Genomic DNA, 16,158 nt, shown 5'->3' on the forward strand with positions numbered 1-16,158 from the left:
GTTCCGTGACGGCGCGCCACGGCAGACCCGGACGATTTTCACGAATCGCAAGCGCTGGCTAACGAGATTGCCGACTGGTTGGTTGGAGCAACAAGAGAGGGTGTCGCGCTCGATCGCCGGGTTGCGTCCCCCTCTCAGACGCCTGGAATCGGCCGGGAGAACCTTGGCGGCTGAACGATTGTCATGTGCTCCGGAGCGTGTCCCTGACACTTGCCGAAAGCGAACGGGCGGCAGCCAACACGAGCGGGGAGTGCGCGCGGACAAGCATGACGACCTGCGACGCGGGGAGCGCCGGTAGATCCGACAGCATCTCGTATTTGCCAAGCCCGCCCGCAACGAGCCTTCCCAGGGGCGCCACGCCGAGACCCGCCCGAACGGCTGCAGCCAGGGCGAGGCAGCTTCCACCGACGAAGGCCTCGCGCCAGGGAATGGATGCCTGGTCGAGCACCTTCAGGGCGGCCCCACGCACGCCGCAGGGGGGAGGCAGCGACACCAGCGGCAATGGCCCCTCCGGTCGCCTCCATCCGGAAGGGGCGCACCATGCGATCGGATCCTCGCCCAGCACCTCACCTTCGGCTCCGCGACCCTCCCGCCGGATGATGGCAAGATCGACCTCGCCCCGGTCGAACAGGTCCTTCACCTCCAGCGACTGCCCCAACCGAAGAGCGAAGGTGACGCGCTGCGGAACCGCACTCCGAAGTCTGCGCAGAATGGTATCGAACGACGTACCAAGCGTGTGATCGCTCACCGCCAGGGCGATGTGAAGTGGTCCGCCATCCTCAGGGGCTATCGCAGCGTCATGGGCTGCAAGCAGATGGCGTGCACGCTCGAGAAAGATGGTGCCCGCCTCGGTGAGCCGCACATAGCGGGGCGTCCGATTTAGAAGCTTTCTCCCCAGCACGGTCTCGAGCGTCCTGATCCGCTGGCTGACGACCGGCTGCACCGTGCCCGCGGCTTCCGCGGCCCGTGTCATGTTGCCGTGCTCGGCGACCAGCACGAAAATCCGGACGGACTGGAGATCGAGCATGATCGCGTTTTCCTATCATAGAAATTGCCTATGATAGTGTTCACCGATGGCTGGTGCGAGTGCACAAGATCGATGGACAAGATGGGATGTCGATCATGCCGATGATTACCGTGCGTTACACCGTGCCGCACCCCGGAGCCGACCTCCGCCCGCCCGTCTCCGCCCTCGCAGCCCGGCTCGCATTCGAGCAGCTTGGGAAGGACTACGCCTTGACCACCGTCCTGGCAGAGCCGGCCGAATCCTCGGCCTGGTTCACAGGCGGGACACCCCTGGTCGAGGCCGGACTGTCAGCTTTCTGGCTGGAGATCACCGTCACGGCAGGCACCAACACCAAGGCCGAAACGACGTCGTTCGTAAAGGAAGCCTTCAGCGGGATGAACGACCTGCTTGGGCCACTGGCCGAGCATAGCTACGTTCGTGTGCATGCAGCCGACGGCGACAGCTACGGCTATGGGGGACGGACACAGAGTGGCCGGTGGGCTGAGGCCAATCCCGACGGTGCACAGGATTGCCGAGGACCAACCTGACGGCTGCCCGATCGCTCCGTCAGCTATTGCGAATCAGCCAGCCGAAAAGGCAACGAAGATGAAGCAGTCACTGATCGGATCGATCGCCCTCGTTGCCGTTCTGGCGTCGCCGGCAAGCTATGCGGCGCCGAACCCGTCTCGTTTTGAAAGCGACGGTGCAGACCGAAAAGCGATCATGACCCTCCTCCACAATTATACGATCGCGGTATCCGCCAAGGATCAGGTGCTCTTCGAGACGCTGCTCCTCAACAAGACGATACCGTTCTCGTCGGTCGCGTCGGCAGTCAGATCGGCGGGAGCCGAAGGCGGAACACAGAACTACGACTCGTTCCGGAAAGGAGTGTTCCTGGGACCACCCTTCACGCAACGCTTCGAGGACGTGCAGATCCGGCAGGATGGAGCACTTGCCGACGTGTCGCTCGTATTCGTCAATACCAGCCGAGAAACATCGAGCTGGGGCTGGAAGACCCTGCAACTGATCAAGGTCGGCAAGAGCTGGAAGATCGCCAGCGAGCTCTACACGAATCACTCTTCCTAGAGCCGCCGCCTACAATGTTTGTCTGACCAGAGGATGAGGATGCGCAGGCTTCGGGCGGAGGGCCGGGTCAGTCCCGCGTTCCGATGATCAGCGTCGCGGGCAAAGGTTCGACGCCTGCGATCCGATCGAGGTTCGTAACCAGGCGCGTGAGCAGGACGCGAAGCAGTCCGGCCTCCTCTTCCGTGAAGTCGTGCAGCACGTCACGATTACCCAGGAGCAAAGCGGCAATCGCATCCGGCAGGCGAGCTTCGGCGACCGCCGTCAGGGTGATGCGACGGCTGCGCCCGTCAGCCGGATCGGGCGCACGACTTATCAGCCCATCCCGTTCCATGCGGTCGAGCATCTGTGCCATCGGCGGCTGCTCGATCCTTGCAAAGCGGGCGAGGTCACGTTGTGTGCTCGCCTGGCCATCCCGGAGTGCAACCAGCACCGGCAGGTGTCCAAGGCCGAAGCCGAGCGGCTTGAGCCGCGCTTCGCTGAGGCGGGCGAACCCGCGCGCCGCAAGGCCGACCAGATGCCCAGGCGTCGAAAGCACATCCAGTTTCATCTCGCCTCACCTCTTGCATCCACCACCAAGCGAATGCATACGTGCATATGTAACGACGCCGGCCTTTGATGCAAGTCGTCACGTTTGCAAGGAGCGACCCGATGGACGAAGACGTCGCGATTTTGGTGCGCATCTACGATTGCTTCAATGCACGGAATATAGGCGGCGTGCTGGCGGTTCTCACCGACGACGTCACCTGGGCCAATGGAATGGATGGTAGCCACGTCCATGGACACGTGGCTCTACACGACTACTGGACGCGCCAGTGGACCACGGTCAGTCCGCACGTCGAGCCCTTAGCGTTTCACCGGACCGCGGATGGGGCGATCGTCGCGGAAGTCCGGCAATCCGTCCGCGATCTTTCAGGCAATCCGCTCCAGGAGCAGGCACACGGGTTGAAGGACAAGACGGTTCAACATTCTTTTCGTTTTCGAGCGGGCAAGGTAGCCCGCTTCGACATCCAGGATGCTGCTTGAATTCAGGACCTGGGTGCATCGGGAAAAGACCGCTGCCGGAGCAGCATCGGAGCACGCACAATGACCGATCCGATTGCAATGCCTAATTCGGCATCCGCTAGTGATAGCGCTTCCGCATCGCCTCGAGCGGCACCTGCGGGGGTGCCCTGAGCGGATCGAGCGTCGGCATCTGGCCGGTGCGGGCGGCTTCGACGGCGCGGAACTGGGCGACGTTGCGCAGATGCTCCGGCAGCGTCGCCGCGAAGGCATGCCCGCCGGTCCCTGTCGCCACGAAATACAGCAGGTCGCCCTGTGCCGGGTGCGCCACCGCCTGCAGCGAGGCGAGCCCCGGCGAACTGATCGGGCCGGGCGGCAGTCCCGGGATGACGTAGGTGTTGTATGGGCTCGGCTGCATCAGGTCGGATCGGGTCAACGGGCGAGGCAGGCTGCCCAGGCCACCGCCGGCGCCGTAGGCCACGGTCGGGTCGGACTGCAGTTTCATGCCCTGGCGGATGCGGTTGACGAACACCTCGGCCACCTGGGGTCGCTCGGTGCCCAGCCCGGTCTCGCGCTCGACGATGCTGGCAAGCGTGAGCAGCTGCGCCGGGTCGGTCAACGGCAAGGACCGGTCGCGGGATGCCCAGGTGGCGGCCAGCGCCTTCTGCATTGCCGCCTGCATCCGCTCCAGCAGCACCGGACGCGACGTGTCCAGTTCGTAGGCATAGGTCTCCGGCAGGACCGAGCCCTCGGCCGGCACATCGAGCGAGCCGATGAGCGCCGGCGCGCGATCGATCAGGCCGGCGATCTGTGCCGAGGTCAGGCCCTCGGGAATGGTGAGTTCGTGCTGCACCGGCCGGGCGTGACGCAGCACCTGCAGCACATCGGCGATCGACGCGTGCGCCGGGATGCGGAATTCGCCGGCATGCAATGGACCATTACGGTCGGTGAGCCTGGCCAGGCCCATGAACAGCAGGCGCCCGGCATCCCCGGCGGGCAGGACCCGGTCCGCCTGCAGCGCCGTGGCCACGGTGCGCAGATGACCGTGCGGGATGAGCAGGTCGGTCGCCTGCGGCAATGGTCCGGGTCGCTGCCACAGCACGCGCAGACCGACTGCGCCAACCCCGGCGAGGATCAGCAGCACGATCAGTAGAGTCACGACGCGGCGCATCACTCGGTCACGGGCGAAGGTAGGGACGGCGAACGGTCAGACGCCGCGCACCAGCAGGCTCGCGTTGGTACCGCCGAAGCCGAAGCTGTTCGACAGCGCGACCTTGATCGGGCGCGGCTGCGCCTGGTGCGCAACACGGTCGATCACGCTGTCCCGCGTCGGATTGTCGAGGTTGAGTGTCGGCGGCGCCACGTTGTCGCGGATCGCCAGCAGCGAGAAGATCGCCTCGATCGCGCCAGCCGCGCCGAGCAGATGGCCGGTCGCCGACTTGGTGGACGACATCGCCAGCCCGCGTGCGTGATCGCCGAACAGCCGCTCGACCGCATCAAGTTCGAGGTCATCGGCCATGGTCGAGGTGCCATGCGCGTTGACGTACTGGATGTCGGCCGTGGTGACGCCGGCGCTTTTCAATGTCTTGACCATGGCGCGATAGGCGCCCGCATGGCCATCCGCCGGAGCGGTGATGTGATGCGCATCGCCGGACAGGCCGTAGCCGATGATCTCGCCATAGATCTTGGCGCCACGCGCCTTGGCATGCTCGTACTCCTCGAGCACGACGATGCCGGCACCCTCGCCCATGACGAAGCCGTCGCGATCTCGATCCCAGGGACGCGAGGCACGGGCGGGCGTCTCGTTGAAGCCGGTCGACAGGGCGCGCGATGCACAGAACCCGGCGATGCCGAGCGCGCAGACGGCCGCCTCGGCGCCGCCGGCGATCATCACGTCGGCGTCCTCGAGCATGATGAGGCGGGCCGCATCGCCGATCGCATGCACGCCGGTGGCGCAGGCGGTGACCGCCGAATGGTTCGGCCCCTTGAAGCCGTAGCGGATCGAGACGTGGCCGGAAATCAGATTGATCAGCGCCGACGGGATGAAGAACGGCGAAATCCGCCGCGCCTTGCCTTCATGCACCTGGATCGATGCCTCGTAGATGGTCTGCAGGCCGCCGATACCGGACCCGATCATGACGCCGGTGGCTTCCTGATCGGCCTCGGTCTGCGGCACCCAGCCGCTATCGGCGACCGCTTCGGCCGCCGCGACCATTCCGAGATGGATGAACCGGTCCATCTTTTTCTGGTCCTTGTGGGGAATCCACTCGTCGAGAGTGAGTCCACCGGTCTCCCTGGTGCCCGCGGGAACCTGACCGCCGACCTGGGCAGGCAGATCCGACGGATCGAACGCATCGATCCGGATGATCCCGGACTCGGCCTCGAGCAGCCGTTTCCAGACTGTCTCGATGCCGACGCCGAGCGGGCTGGCGATGCCCATCCCGGTGACGACGACGCGTCGCCGGCCGGAATGGGACGAAGAAAGAGCGGGACCGGCTGTGCCGACCGTATCGTGGCTATCAGTCGCCATGCATCCAGTTCCCAGTCACGCCGAAGTCCAGACCTGAAGAGTTCAGGCGGCCTTCTGCTTCTCGATGTAGTCGATCGCGTCCTTGACGGTGCTGATCTTCTCGGCGGCATCCTCGGGGATCTCGACGCCGAAAGCCTCCTCGAAGGCCATGACCAGTTCGACCGTATCAAGGCTGTCCGCGCCCAGATCGTCGATGAACGAAGCCTCGGGGGTTACCTTGCTCTCCTCGACTCCGAGGTGCTCGACCACGATCTTCTTAACCTTGTCGGCGATTTCGCTCATCTGCTTCTGCTTCCTGTCTGCCCTTGGTGAACGGGCGGTTCGAAACTCGTTCGTCCTGTCCTGCATTCCGGTCCCGTAGCCATATAGGGCCACAGTGGCAGATGCGACTACCCGCTCCGGACGAAGCAGCGGGCGATTAGCATGGTTACCTCATAGCCGCCAAGACGGCCCGCGATACCACGCCATGACCTCAAATCATTGCCATGCCACCGTTGACATGGATGGTGGCTCCGGTGACCCACGCGGCCTCCGCCGAAGCAAGATAAACCACTGCGGCCGCGATGTCCTCGGGCGTACCCATCCGACCCAGCGGAATGGCCGCATTGAGCATCGCCTTCTGCTCGTCGGGCAGGCCGTCGGTCATGGCGGTGGCGACGAACCCGGGTGCCACCACGTTCACCGTGATGCCACGCGAACCGACCTCCTGCGCCAGGGACTTGCTCATGCCGATCAGCCCGGCCTTGGCAGCGGCGTAGTTGGCCTGGCCGCCGTTGCCGGTCACGCCGACGATGCTGGCGATCGACACGATACGGCCCGCGCGACGGCGGACCATGCCCTTCAGCGCCGCCCTGGCCAGCCGGAACGGGGCCGCGAGGTCGACCTCGAGCACGGTGTTCCAGTCCGCGTCCTTCATGCGCAGCGCCAGCATGTCCCGGGTGAGCCCTGCGTTGTTCACCAGGATGGTCAGCGGGGCCCCCGCAAGGGCCTCGACGCTGGCGACCAGCGCGTCGGGCGCCGCCGGATCGGACAGGTCGGCCGGGCTGGCGAACGCGTGCCCCGGGGTGATCGCATCCAGTTCGGCGGCCAGCGCGTCCAACGCCTTGCGCCGGGTGCCGGACAGTACCACCCTGGCACCCTGGGCATGCAGCGAGCGGGCAATGGCGGCACCGATGCCGCCGGAGGCGCCGGTGACCAGAGCGGTCTGACCGTCGAGCCTGAACATGGGAAATTTATCCTGCAGCGATTGTGAACAAGTCAGAACGTCTTCAGCAAGGCTTCGATATCTTCCGGCGTGCCGGCCGATCGTGTCGCGGCATCCGGCGCGATCCTCTTGATCAGTCCGGACAAGACCTTGCCGGCACCCAACTCGACGAAGCTGTCGATGCCGATCGCGGTCATGGCGAGCACGCTCTCGCGCCAGCGCACGGTGCCGGTCACCTGCGCCACCAGCAACTCGCGAATTCGATCCGGCGCGGTCACCTTGGCAGCGGTGACATTGGCGATGATCGGCACCGACGGAGGCCGCACCGCCGCCTCGGCCAGCGCCTCGCGCATCGTCTCGGCGGCCGGCGCCATCAGCGAGCAGTGGAACGGCGCCGAGACCGGCAGCGGCATGGCGCGCTTCACGCCGCGCGCCTTGGCGATGTCGATCGCGCGGGCCACCGCTCCGGCAGCACCGGAAATCACCACCTGGCCGCCACCATTATCATTGGCGATCTCGATCACCTCGCGACGCGGCTTCTCGCCCGCCTCGACCGGCACCACCGCAGCCGCCTCACAAATTTCACGAGCCTGGTCCAGTTCGACACCGAGCAGCGCCGCCATGCCGCCCTCGCCCGCCGGCACGGCCTTCTGCATGGCGTTGCCACGCACCCGCAGCAGCCGGGCGGTGTCGGCGATGCCGAGGCTCGCCGCTGCCGCCAGAGCGGAATATTCACCGAGCGAGTGGCCGGCGACCAGCGTCGCACGGTCGGCCAGCCTGAGGCCGCCCTCGCTTTCCAGCACGCGCAGCACCGCCAGCGACACGGCCATCAGGGCCGGCTGGGTGTTCTGGGTCAGGGTCAGTTCCTCGATCGGGCCGCTGAACATCAGCTTGGACAGCTTCTCGCCGAGCGCCTCGTCCACTTCCTGGAACACCTCGCGAGCCGGCGCAAAGGCGGCGGCCAGATCCCGACCCATGCCGGCGAACTGGCTTCCCTGGCCGGGGAAGATGAAGGCGTGCACGGGCATCGATGCGTGTTCCGGCTGTTGACGGGCCCCGTCGCGGCGAACCGCTCCGACACCGGCCCCCGACGCGACAGGCGCTCGGGGTATTGGGCGTGAGATGAGGGACGAGGTTACCGGATGTCAATCTCACGGCCTGCGACGCCCGACGCTCCCGGCCCGGAACACCAGCCGCCACACGCGCTTCACATGCCCATGGTGGCGAACATTCCGATCGCCGCCGCGGCCATGGTGGCGGTGGCGATCCAGCCGATGGTGCGCAATACCGGCGGCAGAACGAAACGTCCCATGATGTCGTGGCGCGACGACAGATGCATCATCAGCACCATGATCGGCACGGCCGCCACGCCGTTGATGACGGCGCTCCAGAACAGCGCCTTGACCGGGTCGATATGGATAACGTTCATCACGCAGCCGAGCAGGATCGAAACGCACAACACGGCGTAGAACGACCTGGCGCGACCGACCGGATGCGCGAGCCCGACGGTCCAGCCGAGCGTCTCGCCGACCGCGTATGCAGTCGATCCGGCCAGCACCGGGATCGCCAGCAGGCCGGTGCCGATGATGCCGATCGCGAACAGCTCGAACGCGAACCGGCCGGCGATCGGCTTCAGCGCAAGGGCTGCCTGCGACGAGGTCTGGATGTCGGTGATACCGTGTGCGTTCAGGACCGCGGCGGCAGTGGTCATGATGAACAGGGCCACGAGGTTCGACAGACCCATGCCGATCCAGGTATCGATGCGGATGCGCTGGAACTCCCGGTCGGCACTTGTGGGATCGGTGCGCAGAGGAAGCGTGCCGGGATGCTCGCCGATCTCCTCGACTTCCTCCTCGGCCTGCCAGAAAAACAGGTATGGGCTGATGGTGGTGCCGAGAAGTGCCACGACGACGGTCAGGTAGCCGGCGTTCAGCACGATATGCGGCGCGACCATGCGGTAGAGCACCGTGCCCCAAGGCACATGCACCACAAGCGCCACCGCCACGTAGCTGAACAGCGACAATGCAAGCCATTTTAGGATCGAAACGTAACGCGAATAGCGGACGAACACCTCGAGCACGATCGACAGAAGGCCGAAGCCCAGCACGTACAGGAACAGCGGACCGCCGATCACCAGGTTCAGCGCCGCCCCCATGGCGCCGAGATCCGCGCCGAGATTGATGACGTTGGCGACCACCAGTGCTGCGAGCACCAGCGTCACCAGCCAGGCCGGATAATGGTGCAGCAGGTTGCCGGCAATCCCGCGGCCGGTCACCCGGCCGATGCGGGCGCTGACCTCCTGGATCGCGCACATCAGCGGCCAGGTGAATAGCAGGGTCCAGCCGAGATTGTAGCCGAACTGCGCACCGGCCTGGGAATAGGTGGCGATACCGCTCGGGTCGTCGTCCGACGCGCCGGTGATGAGGCCGGGTCCCATGACCTGCAGCAGCCTGGGCCGCTCCGGCTGCTTCACGAGGTCATCGCCCGGCGCCGGTCCGACAGGCATGTTGGTCATTGTCGGATGGTTCCGCTCGCGGTTGGTCAGGTGGGTCTATACGCGACAATCCGCGTCGGAGACCGAAAAGATCGACCGCCGGCGAACACCGGGCGAACACCGGGTGTTTGGCGGGCGGACAGGTCGCTATCCGATGACCGGCGACCCGCACCTGATGTTGCGCGCTTCCTGCCCGCTACCGCGCGGCTTTCGCTGCTGCGCGGATGAAGGCAAGGCCGTTGGGCACGCCGTAGCCGGTGGCGTCGTCCCAGCCCGGCTGTGCGATGAGCGAGCTGTCGGCGCCGAAGCTGAAATCGAACGTAGCACCGATGCCGGCGGTCGGCGAGGTGACCTGCGCACCGACGCCGACGAAGCCGTTCGGCTGGATCGCCGCGATGTCGAGCAAGGCGGCCGGCAAATAGAACTTGGTGTCGGACACCGTGCCGATCGAGCCGGACAGGTTGGACAGGCTTGCCTGCACGGGAACGATGTCGGTGAGCGCCGCCGGTGCCATTCGGGAAATGATCGGCGCCGCCTGGCCCAGCTTCGTGCCCGCGGCCTGATCGGCCAGCGCCCAGATGGCGGAAAACACCGGGCTCGACAGGCTCGTGCCGCCGATCACCTCCACCACCGTCTGCGTGCCGTCATCGCTCGGCGTCACGATGATCGCGCCCGTGAACGGATCGGCGAACGCGGAGACGTCCGGCAGCATCCGGCCGGTGCCGACCAAGTTCTTCTGCCACTTGGGCTTCTCGAGATAGGCGCTCTGCCCGCCGCCACCGCCCTGCCTGAAGCCCTCGAAGCCCGGCGGGACATCGATGCCGTTGATGTCGCCGAGGTCGGTGAAGACGCTGCCCCACGATGTCTCGACCGGACCGTCGTCGCTCGGGATCCCGAGGCTGGTTCCGCCGACGCCGGTGGCGTATGGCGAGTCCGCGGGGATGGACGCGGCACCGTACGGCCTGCCCAGACCGAAATCGCCGCTGTCGCCGGTGGATACGTTGACCGCGATGCCCTGTGCCGCCGCCTGCCGGATCACCGAATTGAATGCACGAGCCGTGGCAGGGCCATAGGCGGCTTCGGCATATCCGTAACTGTTGGAGATGACCTCCCCCAGCTTGTGCGACACCGCGTACTGCATTGCGTAGGTCAGTTCGTCCGCATCGTCGCTGGGCGCCACGACCAGCACCAGCTTCGCCTTCGGCGCGATCGCATGCGCCCACTCGACATCCAGCGAAACCTCGACCGGCCAGCCGGTCGGGTAGGGATTGGCGATCGGCGGACCGTCCGGATAAACCACCTTGAAGTTGGCGGCGGTGAGCGCCGGCAGGCCCATCATTTTCGAGAAGGTATTGGCGTCCGCCTGGATCGTCGGCGAACCGTAGGCATCCACCAGAACGATGGTCTGGCCTTCGCCCTGGTATCCTTGTCTGTAGACGGCATCCAGGCCGTAATGCGCGCTGGCCTGCTTCGCGGTGTAGCCGCACGTTGCGGTGGCCGGATTGACGCCGGTGGCGAGATACCCCGGACCGGTGACGCTGAAATGCTCGGTGCCGCCATTCGGGATGAAGTGCGCCAGGGCCAGCGTCCGCTTGGCGACGAAACAGTCATCGGTAAAGACGGTGCTTGGATCGGCAGCGTCCGCAAGCGAGAACTGCACCGGCTTGCCGGTGGCGAAATTGACCTGCCGGATTGCATAAGGCGTCATCCGCGCCGTCGCGAGCCCGGTAATTCCCGCCACCAGCGTGTTCATGCTGCCCGACAATCGCGGTTCGGCGACAGGCGCACGGTACTGCGTGTTGCCGACCTTGAACTGATGCAGCGTGGTATTGAAAACATGCGACAAGGCGCTCGCCGTCCCGGTAACCCGTAATGCGCCTGTGCCGTCGCCTCGCATCGAGACCTGCAGGCCCGACGCTTTCAACGATGTCACCAAGGCGGAGGCCTCGTCCGCGGTCACGCCATAGGCCGCAACTTCAGCCTGCGTCATCCAGTGGTGGTAATCCGGCGAGCCGGGCTCCATCCGCCTGGCGATGGCGGTCTCGAGCGCCTGCTCGCTGTGCGGCTTGAGCCAGATGGTCGCGCTGACCTGACTGGCGGCTGCAACCTCTCCCAGATCCTGCACGGCATCCGCCGAGGCGGCGGCGCTGGCGATTGGAATGATTGTGGTGGTGGACACGACGGCCACGGACACGAACAGGAGCGCCCGGGTTAAGCTGGTTGATGATTGGAAAGCCATTCTAGCTCCTGAAACATCGTGCCCTGGAGGCAACCGTAACAGAACCGTAATGGGATCGTTTTGAATGTCAAATATCGTTATTTATTTGGGAATGATGTTCACAGGCCGCATATCGACGCGCTCATGGCTTCATGGCCCGTGTCGCGAACAGGACCGGCATGAAGCGCGATCGTCCCGTATCGGGCATGCCGAAATCCTTGTCCTCGAACAGGCCGGTCAGCACGAAACCTGCCTTGAGCTGGCCGCCGATCTGGGTTTCAAGCGAGTGGCTGAACTCGACCACGTGATCCTGCTCGACCAGGCGCTGGAGCTCATCCGCAGGCAGGCTGGTGATGTCGGCGTATGGCAATGGAAACCGCACGACAAGCTCGTCCCGTTCCTGGGCATCGAGGTCGAAGATATAGACGTCCGGGTTCATGAAGCCGGCGAGCAGCGCGCCGCCCGGCCGGAGCACCCTGAAGCATTCCCGCCAGACCGGCTCGATATCCGGTGCGAAGCAGTTCGAGGCCGGATGGAAGATCAGGTCGAAGCTGGCATCGGGGATATCGGACAGGTCGTGCATCAAGCCAAGCCGGGTCGCCAGGACGAGGCCATCGCGCGCGGCGACCATCTCGTCCTGCGCGAGCTGCCGGGGCGACGCATCGAACACCGTGACCCTGGCGCCGGCGGCTGCCAGGATCGGCCCCTGCTGGCCCCCACCGGAGGCGAGGCACAGGATGTCCCGCCCCGCCACGTCCCCGAACCAGTCCCGCGGTACCGGCCGGTCGGGCGTGAGGAAGATTGCCCAGTCGCCGTGCCTGGCGCGATCGACGCTGACCGACGGGACCGGCCGGGTCCAGACATTCCGCTCCTCGACCAGACGATCCCATCCGAGCCGGTTGAGCCTGGCCACGTCATCCATGATGTCGTCCACTCCGTCGACCGGTCGCAGCACCGGGGAGCCGGCCCCCTAGGGTTTCTGCAGCACCAGCAGGACTTGCGGCAGGCGCACCGGATTGTCGAGGAAGTCGATCATCCGGAACAGGTGGCCCCACTTTTTCACCACGTAGCCGCGCGGGATCACCGCCTCGCCGTAATGCGACTGCGGATGCGGCGGCAACGCGGATGCGGCATGCAGGAACTGGCCGGCCTCGTAGCGCGCTGTCTCCAACTCCTCGTCGACGAAGCTGTTGGCGCAGGCCTCGTACCAGGGATGCTCGAGGCTGATGCCGGACGCGCGACGCAGCCGCATCTCGGCGCAGAACGCGATGAAGCGCCGGCTCTGCGTGGTGATCAGCAACAGTCCCCCCGGCTTCAGGATACGCGCGAACTCCTCGATCCAGCGCAGCGACAGGAACTCGTCGAGATGGCTGAACACCGACCAGGAAATCACGTAATCCAGGCTCTCGGACGCCAGGATCGACGGCGGCGCAAGCTGGCACGACAGGAAATTGACGCTCGGGTTGCAGCGCCTGGCCTCCATCAGGAAACGAGAGGTGCTGTCCGCGCCGAACAGGTTTTCGGGCTCGATATCCTTCATGAACAGCCGGAGCATCCGCCCCCAGCCGCAGCCGAAATCCAGCAGGGTCCGGTGCGGCGCGATCGGCCGCCCGGCATAGGCGCAATACGACTTCACCTCGCGAAAGAACACGTGCGCCTCGTGCAGCGAGACCTCGCCGGCGTGGCCGTGGATCTCGCGCTGCAGGTCGTCGGACGGGAAGCCGGGCATCGGCACGCCATCGATGCCTGGAACACGCAACGAACTCAGCAGGATGTCGAGCCAGGCCTCGTCGCTACGGTTACGGAACGTCCTGAACAGGGCTTCGGCGCCGGCTGGATGATACATGCGCACTCGCCGATCGGTTCGATCACGCAATGCTAACGTTTTGTCAGCAGCCTGTCGATCGTCCGCCGGCGGAGCAGCAGCAGCACGTCCCAGGGCAGCGCCGGCACCTCGCGCAGCCGCCAGCGCCAGCGACGCATGAACTGCTGCGAGGCCGGCGGACGGGGTGGCGGCACGGCGCGGGCAGGCACGCCGGCCAGCCGCAGCAGCACCAGGCACCGCGGCAGGTGATAGGCGCTGGTGGCGGCGAACACCGGGCCGGCATGGGGCCTCGCCCGCAGCAGCGCCGCGCAGGCATCCACCGAGTCCAGCGTGTCGGTGGCGGTTTCCTCCGTCAGGATACGCGATAGGGGGATGCCCTGCGCCCGCAGGAGCGCTGCCATGGCGGAGGCCTCGGATGGTCCATAGCGGCCGATCCCGCCGGTCGGTACATAGAGCGGCGGCATGTCCAGCCGCTCGCCGAACCGCCAGGCCGCCTCGGTCCGGCGGCTGAGCGTCGGGGTGGGTGTGCCATCGGGACGTAGTGCCGCCCCGAAGATGATGATGGCCGCCTGCTCCGGGCTCGGCATCGAAATCAGGCCGGTGGACGCAGCAGGATCCGGTTGACCCGCGACAGGGCGCGATAGGTGTCCGCCCAGGCGACCTCGAACTTCGCCTGCGCGATGCCACGGTCGGCCAGCGCCGCGGCGATCGCGGCGATCGAGCGCTCGCCGTCCACCAGTCCGAGGATGGCTTTCGCCAGCGGCGGCAGCGGCACCGGCACCATGAGCCGCCCGAACGCCATCGGCAGGCTGCCGTCCGGGCCGATCTGGCGGATGATCTCGGCCGCCGGCATCTCGCGCACCACCGGCACCGCATCCGGCGCCATCGGATCGGGCGCCGCCGGGACCTCACCGCGCCGCACGGCATAGGCGACATGGGTATTCATGTTGCCGGCGAGCGATTCCGCCAGCGACGCCCGTTCGATCGGCGACATCGAAGCCGTGCGGGCGCGCAGGCGAGGATCGGGCAGCAGCAGGTCGGGATCGTAGCGCGCCGGCTCCATCAGGCAGGCCGCCTCCAGCCCGGCCCGATCGAGCAGGCCCATGAAGCCGCGAACGTCGTAGGCCACGTCGCGCGGATTGAGCAGCAGGTCATACAGGCCCGCGTCGCCGCCCTCGAGATGATCGCCGAAGTTCATGTTGGCGCGCAGCCAGGCGGTCGCCGGCAGGTGCCGCATCACCCGCTTCGCGGTCTCGAGCCTGGTGTGCGGCGCCTCATCGATCGGTGCCAGCAGCGCCAGCGCGTCCTGCAGCATGTAAACGCCGGTCCGGCCATGCGGCGCATACACCATCAGGCCGATGCCGCCGCCCGGGGCCAGCGAGCGCTCCAACCCGATCAGCGCACCGGCCGGGTCCGGCAGGTGATGCAGCACGCCGCAGCAATCGATGTAGTCGAACTGCCCGAGGTCCGCCGCCGGCAGGTCGAGCAGCGACCGTCGCAGGAACGCGATATTGGTGAGCCCCCTGACCGTGGCCCGCTCGCGGGCGACGCCGAGCGCCCGCTCCGAACGGTCGATACAGGTGACGCGCCCGGGGCGCCCGGCCTGCTGCAGCTGGGCCGCGATCATGATGGCACCGTCACCGGTGCCGCAGCCGGCAACCAGTACGTCCAGCGGCCGGCTGGCCGGCCGGGCGGCGCCGAACACCCAGTGGTCGATCTCGCGCAGGTGGCTCGGGCTGCCGATGAACAGCCGCTTCGCCTCGTCGCGCGGGTCGCGCTCGGGATAGGGGTAGGCCTCGTACTGGGCGGCGAGGTTCAGATCCTCGCGGTCCCCGGTCGCCGATACCGGGCCGGCCGGCGCCTCACGCACGGGGGGTCAACCGTCCGCGCTGCCAGGCCTCCGCCGCCTCGTCCGCCGTCATGCCGTCGGTGCGCATGGCATATTCGAGCGCGCTGACCACCGGGTTGCCGAGGGTGAGTTCCCCCAATTCGTCCAGCAGATGCGGATCGAGCGAGGCGCGCAGCCCCGTCCGGAGCAGCAGCTTGGCCTCCTGCCGGGCCGGGAGCGCCGCCCTGGGGTCATCCAGCGGGCGCAGCCGGCCGCCATGCGCCAGTGCATGCGGTTGCCACAGCGGCAGCACCCTGGCGGCCGTCGCGTCGAGTGCCGTGGATGCATGGGCATAGGCCGCCTCGTCATCCAGCACATCGAGCCGGTAGCCGGCCTGCTCCAGGTCGTAGGCGGCCAGGACGCGGATGGCATACGTTTCGAGCCGGCGTGGCAGGACGATCGCGTGGTCGATCACCGAAGCGATATCCGGCTTCGACAGGTCGGCGATCGAGCGCAGGCCGGCGATGTCGAGCGACGCGGGCACCGCCCACAGCAGATAGGGCCGATAAAGGACGCTGCCGAGGATCTCCGCGGTCGCGGGATCGGCCAGCATCGGGTCGATGTCGGGGAGCCAGGCGGTCGCCAGCAGGTCGATGTTGCCATCGCGCAGGGAGCTGAACAGCGTATCGCGATCGCCGGCCACCATCTCGACCTCGATGTCGTGCGCCTCGAGCACCCGCAGCACCGCAGCGGCAGCGGCCTCGTGCTGCCGGTTGTCGAGATGGCCCAAAGTCAGGCTGGAGATGAAGCTCATGGCGCGCAGTTCCTGAGGACGGCCAGCGGTTGCAGCAGGTGCGGGCCGGTTCTGCAAGTGCGGAGCCGGGCGGACGCCGCCGTGGACGCTGGCCCGATGGGGATGCCTCGACTGGCGCCTGGTCGCGGATAGGCCAAGTCCGGTGTGGGGCCAA

At 66.6% G+C, this 16,158-nt stretch carries 17 protein-coding genes; 3 read left to right on the forward strand and 14 right to left on the reverse strand.

Annotated elements, in window-relative coordinates; all coding sequences use genetic code 11:
* Positions 1-181: 181 nt before the first annotated feature.
* Positions 182-1,027 carry a LysR family transcriptional regulator gene (locus tag HN018_RS16310; RefSeq protein WP_171833075.1) on the reverse strand — a complete coding sequence of 282 codons (846 nt, stop codon included), beginning with the start codon at positions 1,025-1,027 and terminating at the stop codon, positions 182-184.
* A 95-nt stretch (positions 1,028-1,122) separates the two neighbouring features.
* Here HN018_RS16310 and HN018_RS16315 point away from each other — a divergent pair, with 95 nt between their 5' ends.
* Positions 1,123-1,554 carry a 4-oxalocrotonate tautomerase gene (locus HN018_RS16315; protein WP_171833074.1) on the forward strand — a complete coding sequence of 144 codons (432 nt, stop codon included), beginning with the start codon at positions 1,123-1,125 and terminating at the stop codon, positions 1,552-1,554.
* A complete protein-coding gene (locus HN018_RS16320) occupies positions 1,496-2,092 on the forward strand; it encodes a hypothetical protein (protein WP_204259554.1) in 597 nt (198 codons plus the stop codon). The genes HN018_RS16315 and HN018_RS16320 overlap by 59 nt, the downstream gene beginning before the upstream one ends.
* Positions 2,093-2,159: 67 nt before the next feature.
* On the opposite strand, the gene HN018_RS16325 is transcribed toward HN018_RS16320, so the two are convergent.
* The gene (locus tag HN018_RS16325) at positions 2,160-2,639 is read right to left on the reverse strand and encodes a MarR family winged helix-turn-helix transcriptional regulator (protein ID WP_171833073.1); all 480 of its coding nucleotides are present in this window, start codon (positions 2,637-2,639) and stop codon (positions 2,160-2,162) included.
* Positions 2,640-2,740: 101 nt separating this feature from the next.
* Between HN018_RS16325 and HN018_RS16330 the strand changes: the two genes are divergently transcribed.
* On the forward strand, positions 2,741-3,115 hold the full coding sequence (locus HN018_RS16330) for a nuclear transport factor 2 family protein (RefSeq protein ID WP_171833072.1): 375 nt from the start codon (positions 2,741-2,743) through the stop codon (positions 3,113-3,115).
* Positions 3,116-3,212: 97 nt separating this feature from the next.
* Here HN018_RS16330 and mltG read toward each other — a convergent pair whose 3' ends face one another.
* The 12 genes from mltG to HN018_RS16390 form a co-directional block, all read right to left on the reverse strand.
* A complete protein-coding gene (gene mltG, locus HN018_RS16335; RefSeq protein ID WP_171833071.1) occupies positions 3,213-4,262 on the reverse strand; it encodes an endolytic transglycosylase MltG in 1,050 nt (349 codons plus the stop codon).
* 36 nt (positions 4,263-4,298) lie between these two features.
* Positions 4,299-5,621: a beta-ketoacyl-ACP synthase II gene (fabF, locus tag HN018_RS16340; RefSeq protein ID WP_171833070.1), complete on the reverse strand. Its 1,323-nt coding sequence runs from the start codon at positions 5,619-5,621 to the stop codon at positions 4,299-4,301.
* A gap of 42 nt (positions 5,622-5,663) precedes the next feature.
* The gene (locus tag HN018_RS16345) at positions 5,664-5,903 is read right to left on the reverse strand and encodes an acyl carrier protein (protein ID WP_138325421.1); all 240 of its coding nucleotides are present in this window, start codon (positions 5,901-5,903) and stop codon (positions 5,664-5,666) included.
* A 190-nt stretch (positions 5,904-6,093) separates the two neighbouring features.
* Positions 6,094-6,846, reverse strand: a complete 753-nt coding sequence (locus HN018_RS16350; RefSeq protein ID WP_171833069.1) for a beta-ketoacyl-ACP reductase — start codon at positions 6,844-6,846, stop codon at positions 6,094-6,096.
* A 32-nt stretch (positions 6,847-6,878) separates the two neighbouring features.
* Positions 6,879-7,853 carry an ACP S-malonyltransferase gene (fabD, locus tag HN018_RS16355; protein ID WP_171833068.1) on the reverse strand — a complete coding sequence of 325 codons (975 nt, stop codon included), beginning with the start codon at positions 7,851-7,853 and terminating at the stop codon, positions 6,879-6,881.
* Positions 7,854-8,032: 179 nt separating this feature from the next.
* Positions 8,033-9,340, reverse strand: coding sequence for an NRAMP family divalent metal transporter (locus HN018_RS16360; RefSeq protein ID WP_239478752.1), 1,308 nt, complete (start codon positions 9,338-9,340; stop codon positions 8,033-8,035).
* Between the two features lie 175 nt (positions 9,341-9,515).
* A complete protein-coding gene (locus HN018_RS16365) occupies positions 9,516-11,558 on the reverse strand; it encodes a S53 family peptidase (RefSeq protein WP_171833067.1) in 2,043 nt (680 codons plus the stop codon).
* Between the two features lie 121 nt (positions 11,559-11,679).
* Positions 11,680-12,492, reverse strand: a complete 813-nt coding sequence (locus tag HN018_RS16370) for a class I SAM-dependent methyltransferase (RefSeq protein WP_204259555.1) — start codon at positions 12,490-12,492, stop codon at positions 11,680-11,682.
* A 15-nt stretch (positions 12,493-12,507) separates the two neighbouring features.
* Positions 12,508-13,383 carry a class I SAM-dependent methyltransferase gene (locus tag HN018_RS16375; protein ID WP_171833066.1) on the reverse strand — a complete coding sequence of 292 codons (876 nt, stop codon included), beginning with the start codon at positions 13,381-13,383 and terminating at the stop codon, positions 12,508-12,510.
* 32 nt (positions 13,384-13,415) lie between these two features.
* Entirely contained in the window at positions 13,416-13,949 is a 534-nt protein-coding gene (locus tag HN018_RS16380) for a YdcF family protein (protein ID WP_171833065.1), read from the reverse strand.
* 5 nt (positions 13,950-13,954) lie between these two features.
* On the reverse strand, positions 13,955-15,232 hold the full coding sequence (locus HN018_RS16385) for a class I SAM-dependent methyltransferase (RefSeq protein WP_239478754.1): 1,278 nt from the start codon (positions 15,230-15,232) through the stop codon (positions 13,955-13,957).
* Complete coding sequence (locus tag HN018_RS16390) at positions 15,225-16,004, reverse strand: glycine betaine ABC transporter substrate-binding protein (RefSeq protein WP_239478756.1); 780 nt, start codon at positions 16,002-16,004, stop codon at positions 15,225-15,227. The genes HN018_RS16385 and HN018_RS16390 overlap by 8 nt, the downstream gene beginning before the upstream one ends.
* Positions 16,005-16,158: the final 154 nt, after the last annotated feature.

The sequence above is a fragment of the Lichenicola cladoniae genome (assembly GCF_013201075.1).
In the GTDB taxonomy this organism is placed as follows: Bacteria; Pseudomonadota; Alphaproteobacteria; order Acetobacterales; family Acetobacteraceae; genus Lichenicola; species Lichenicola cladoniae.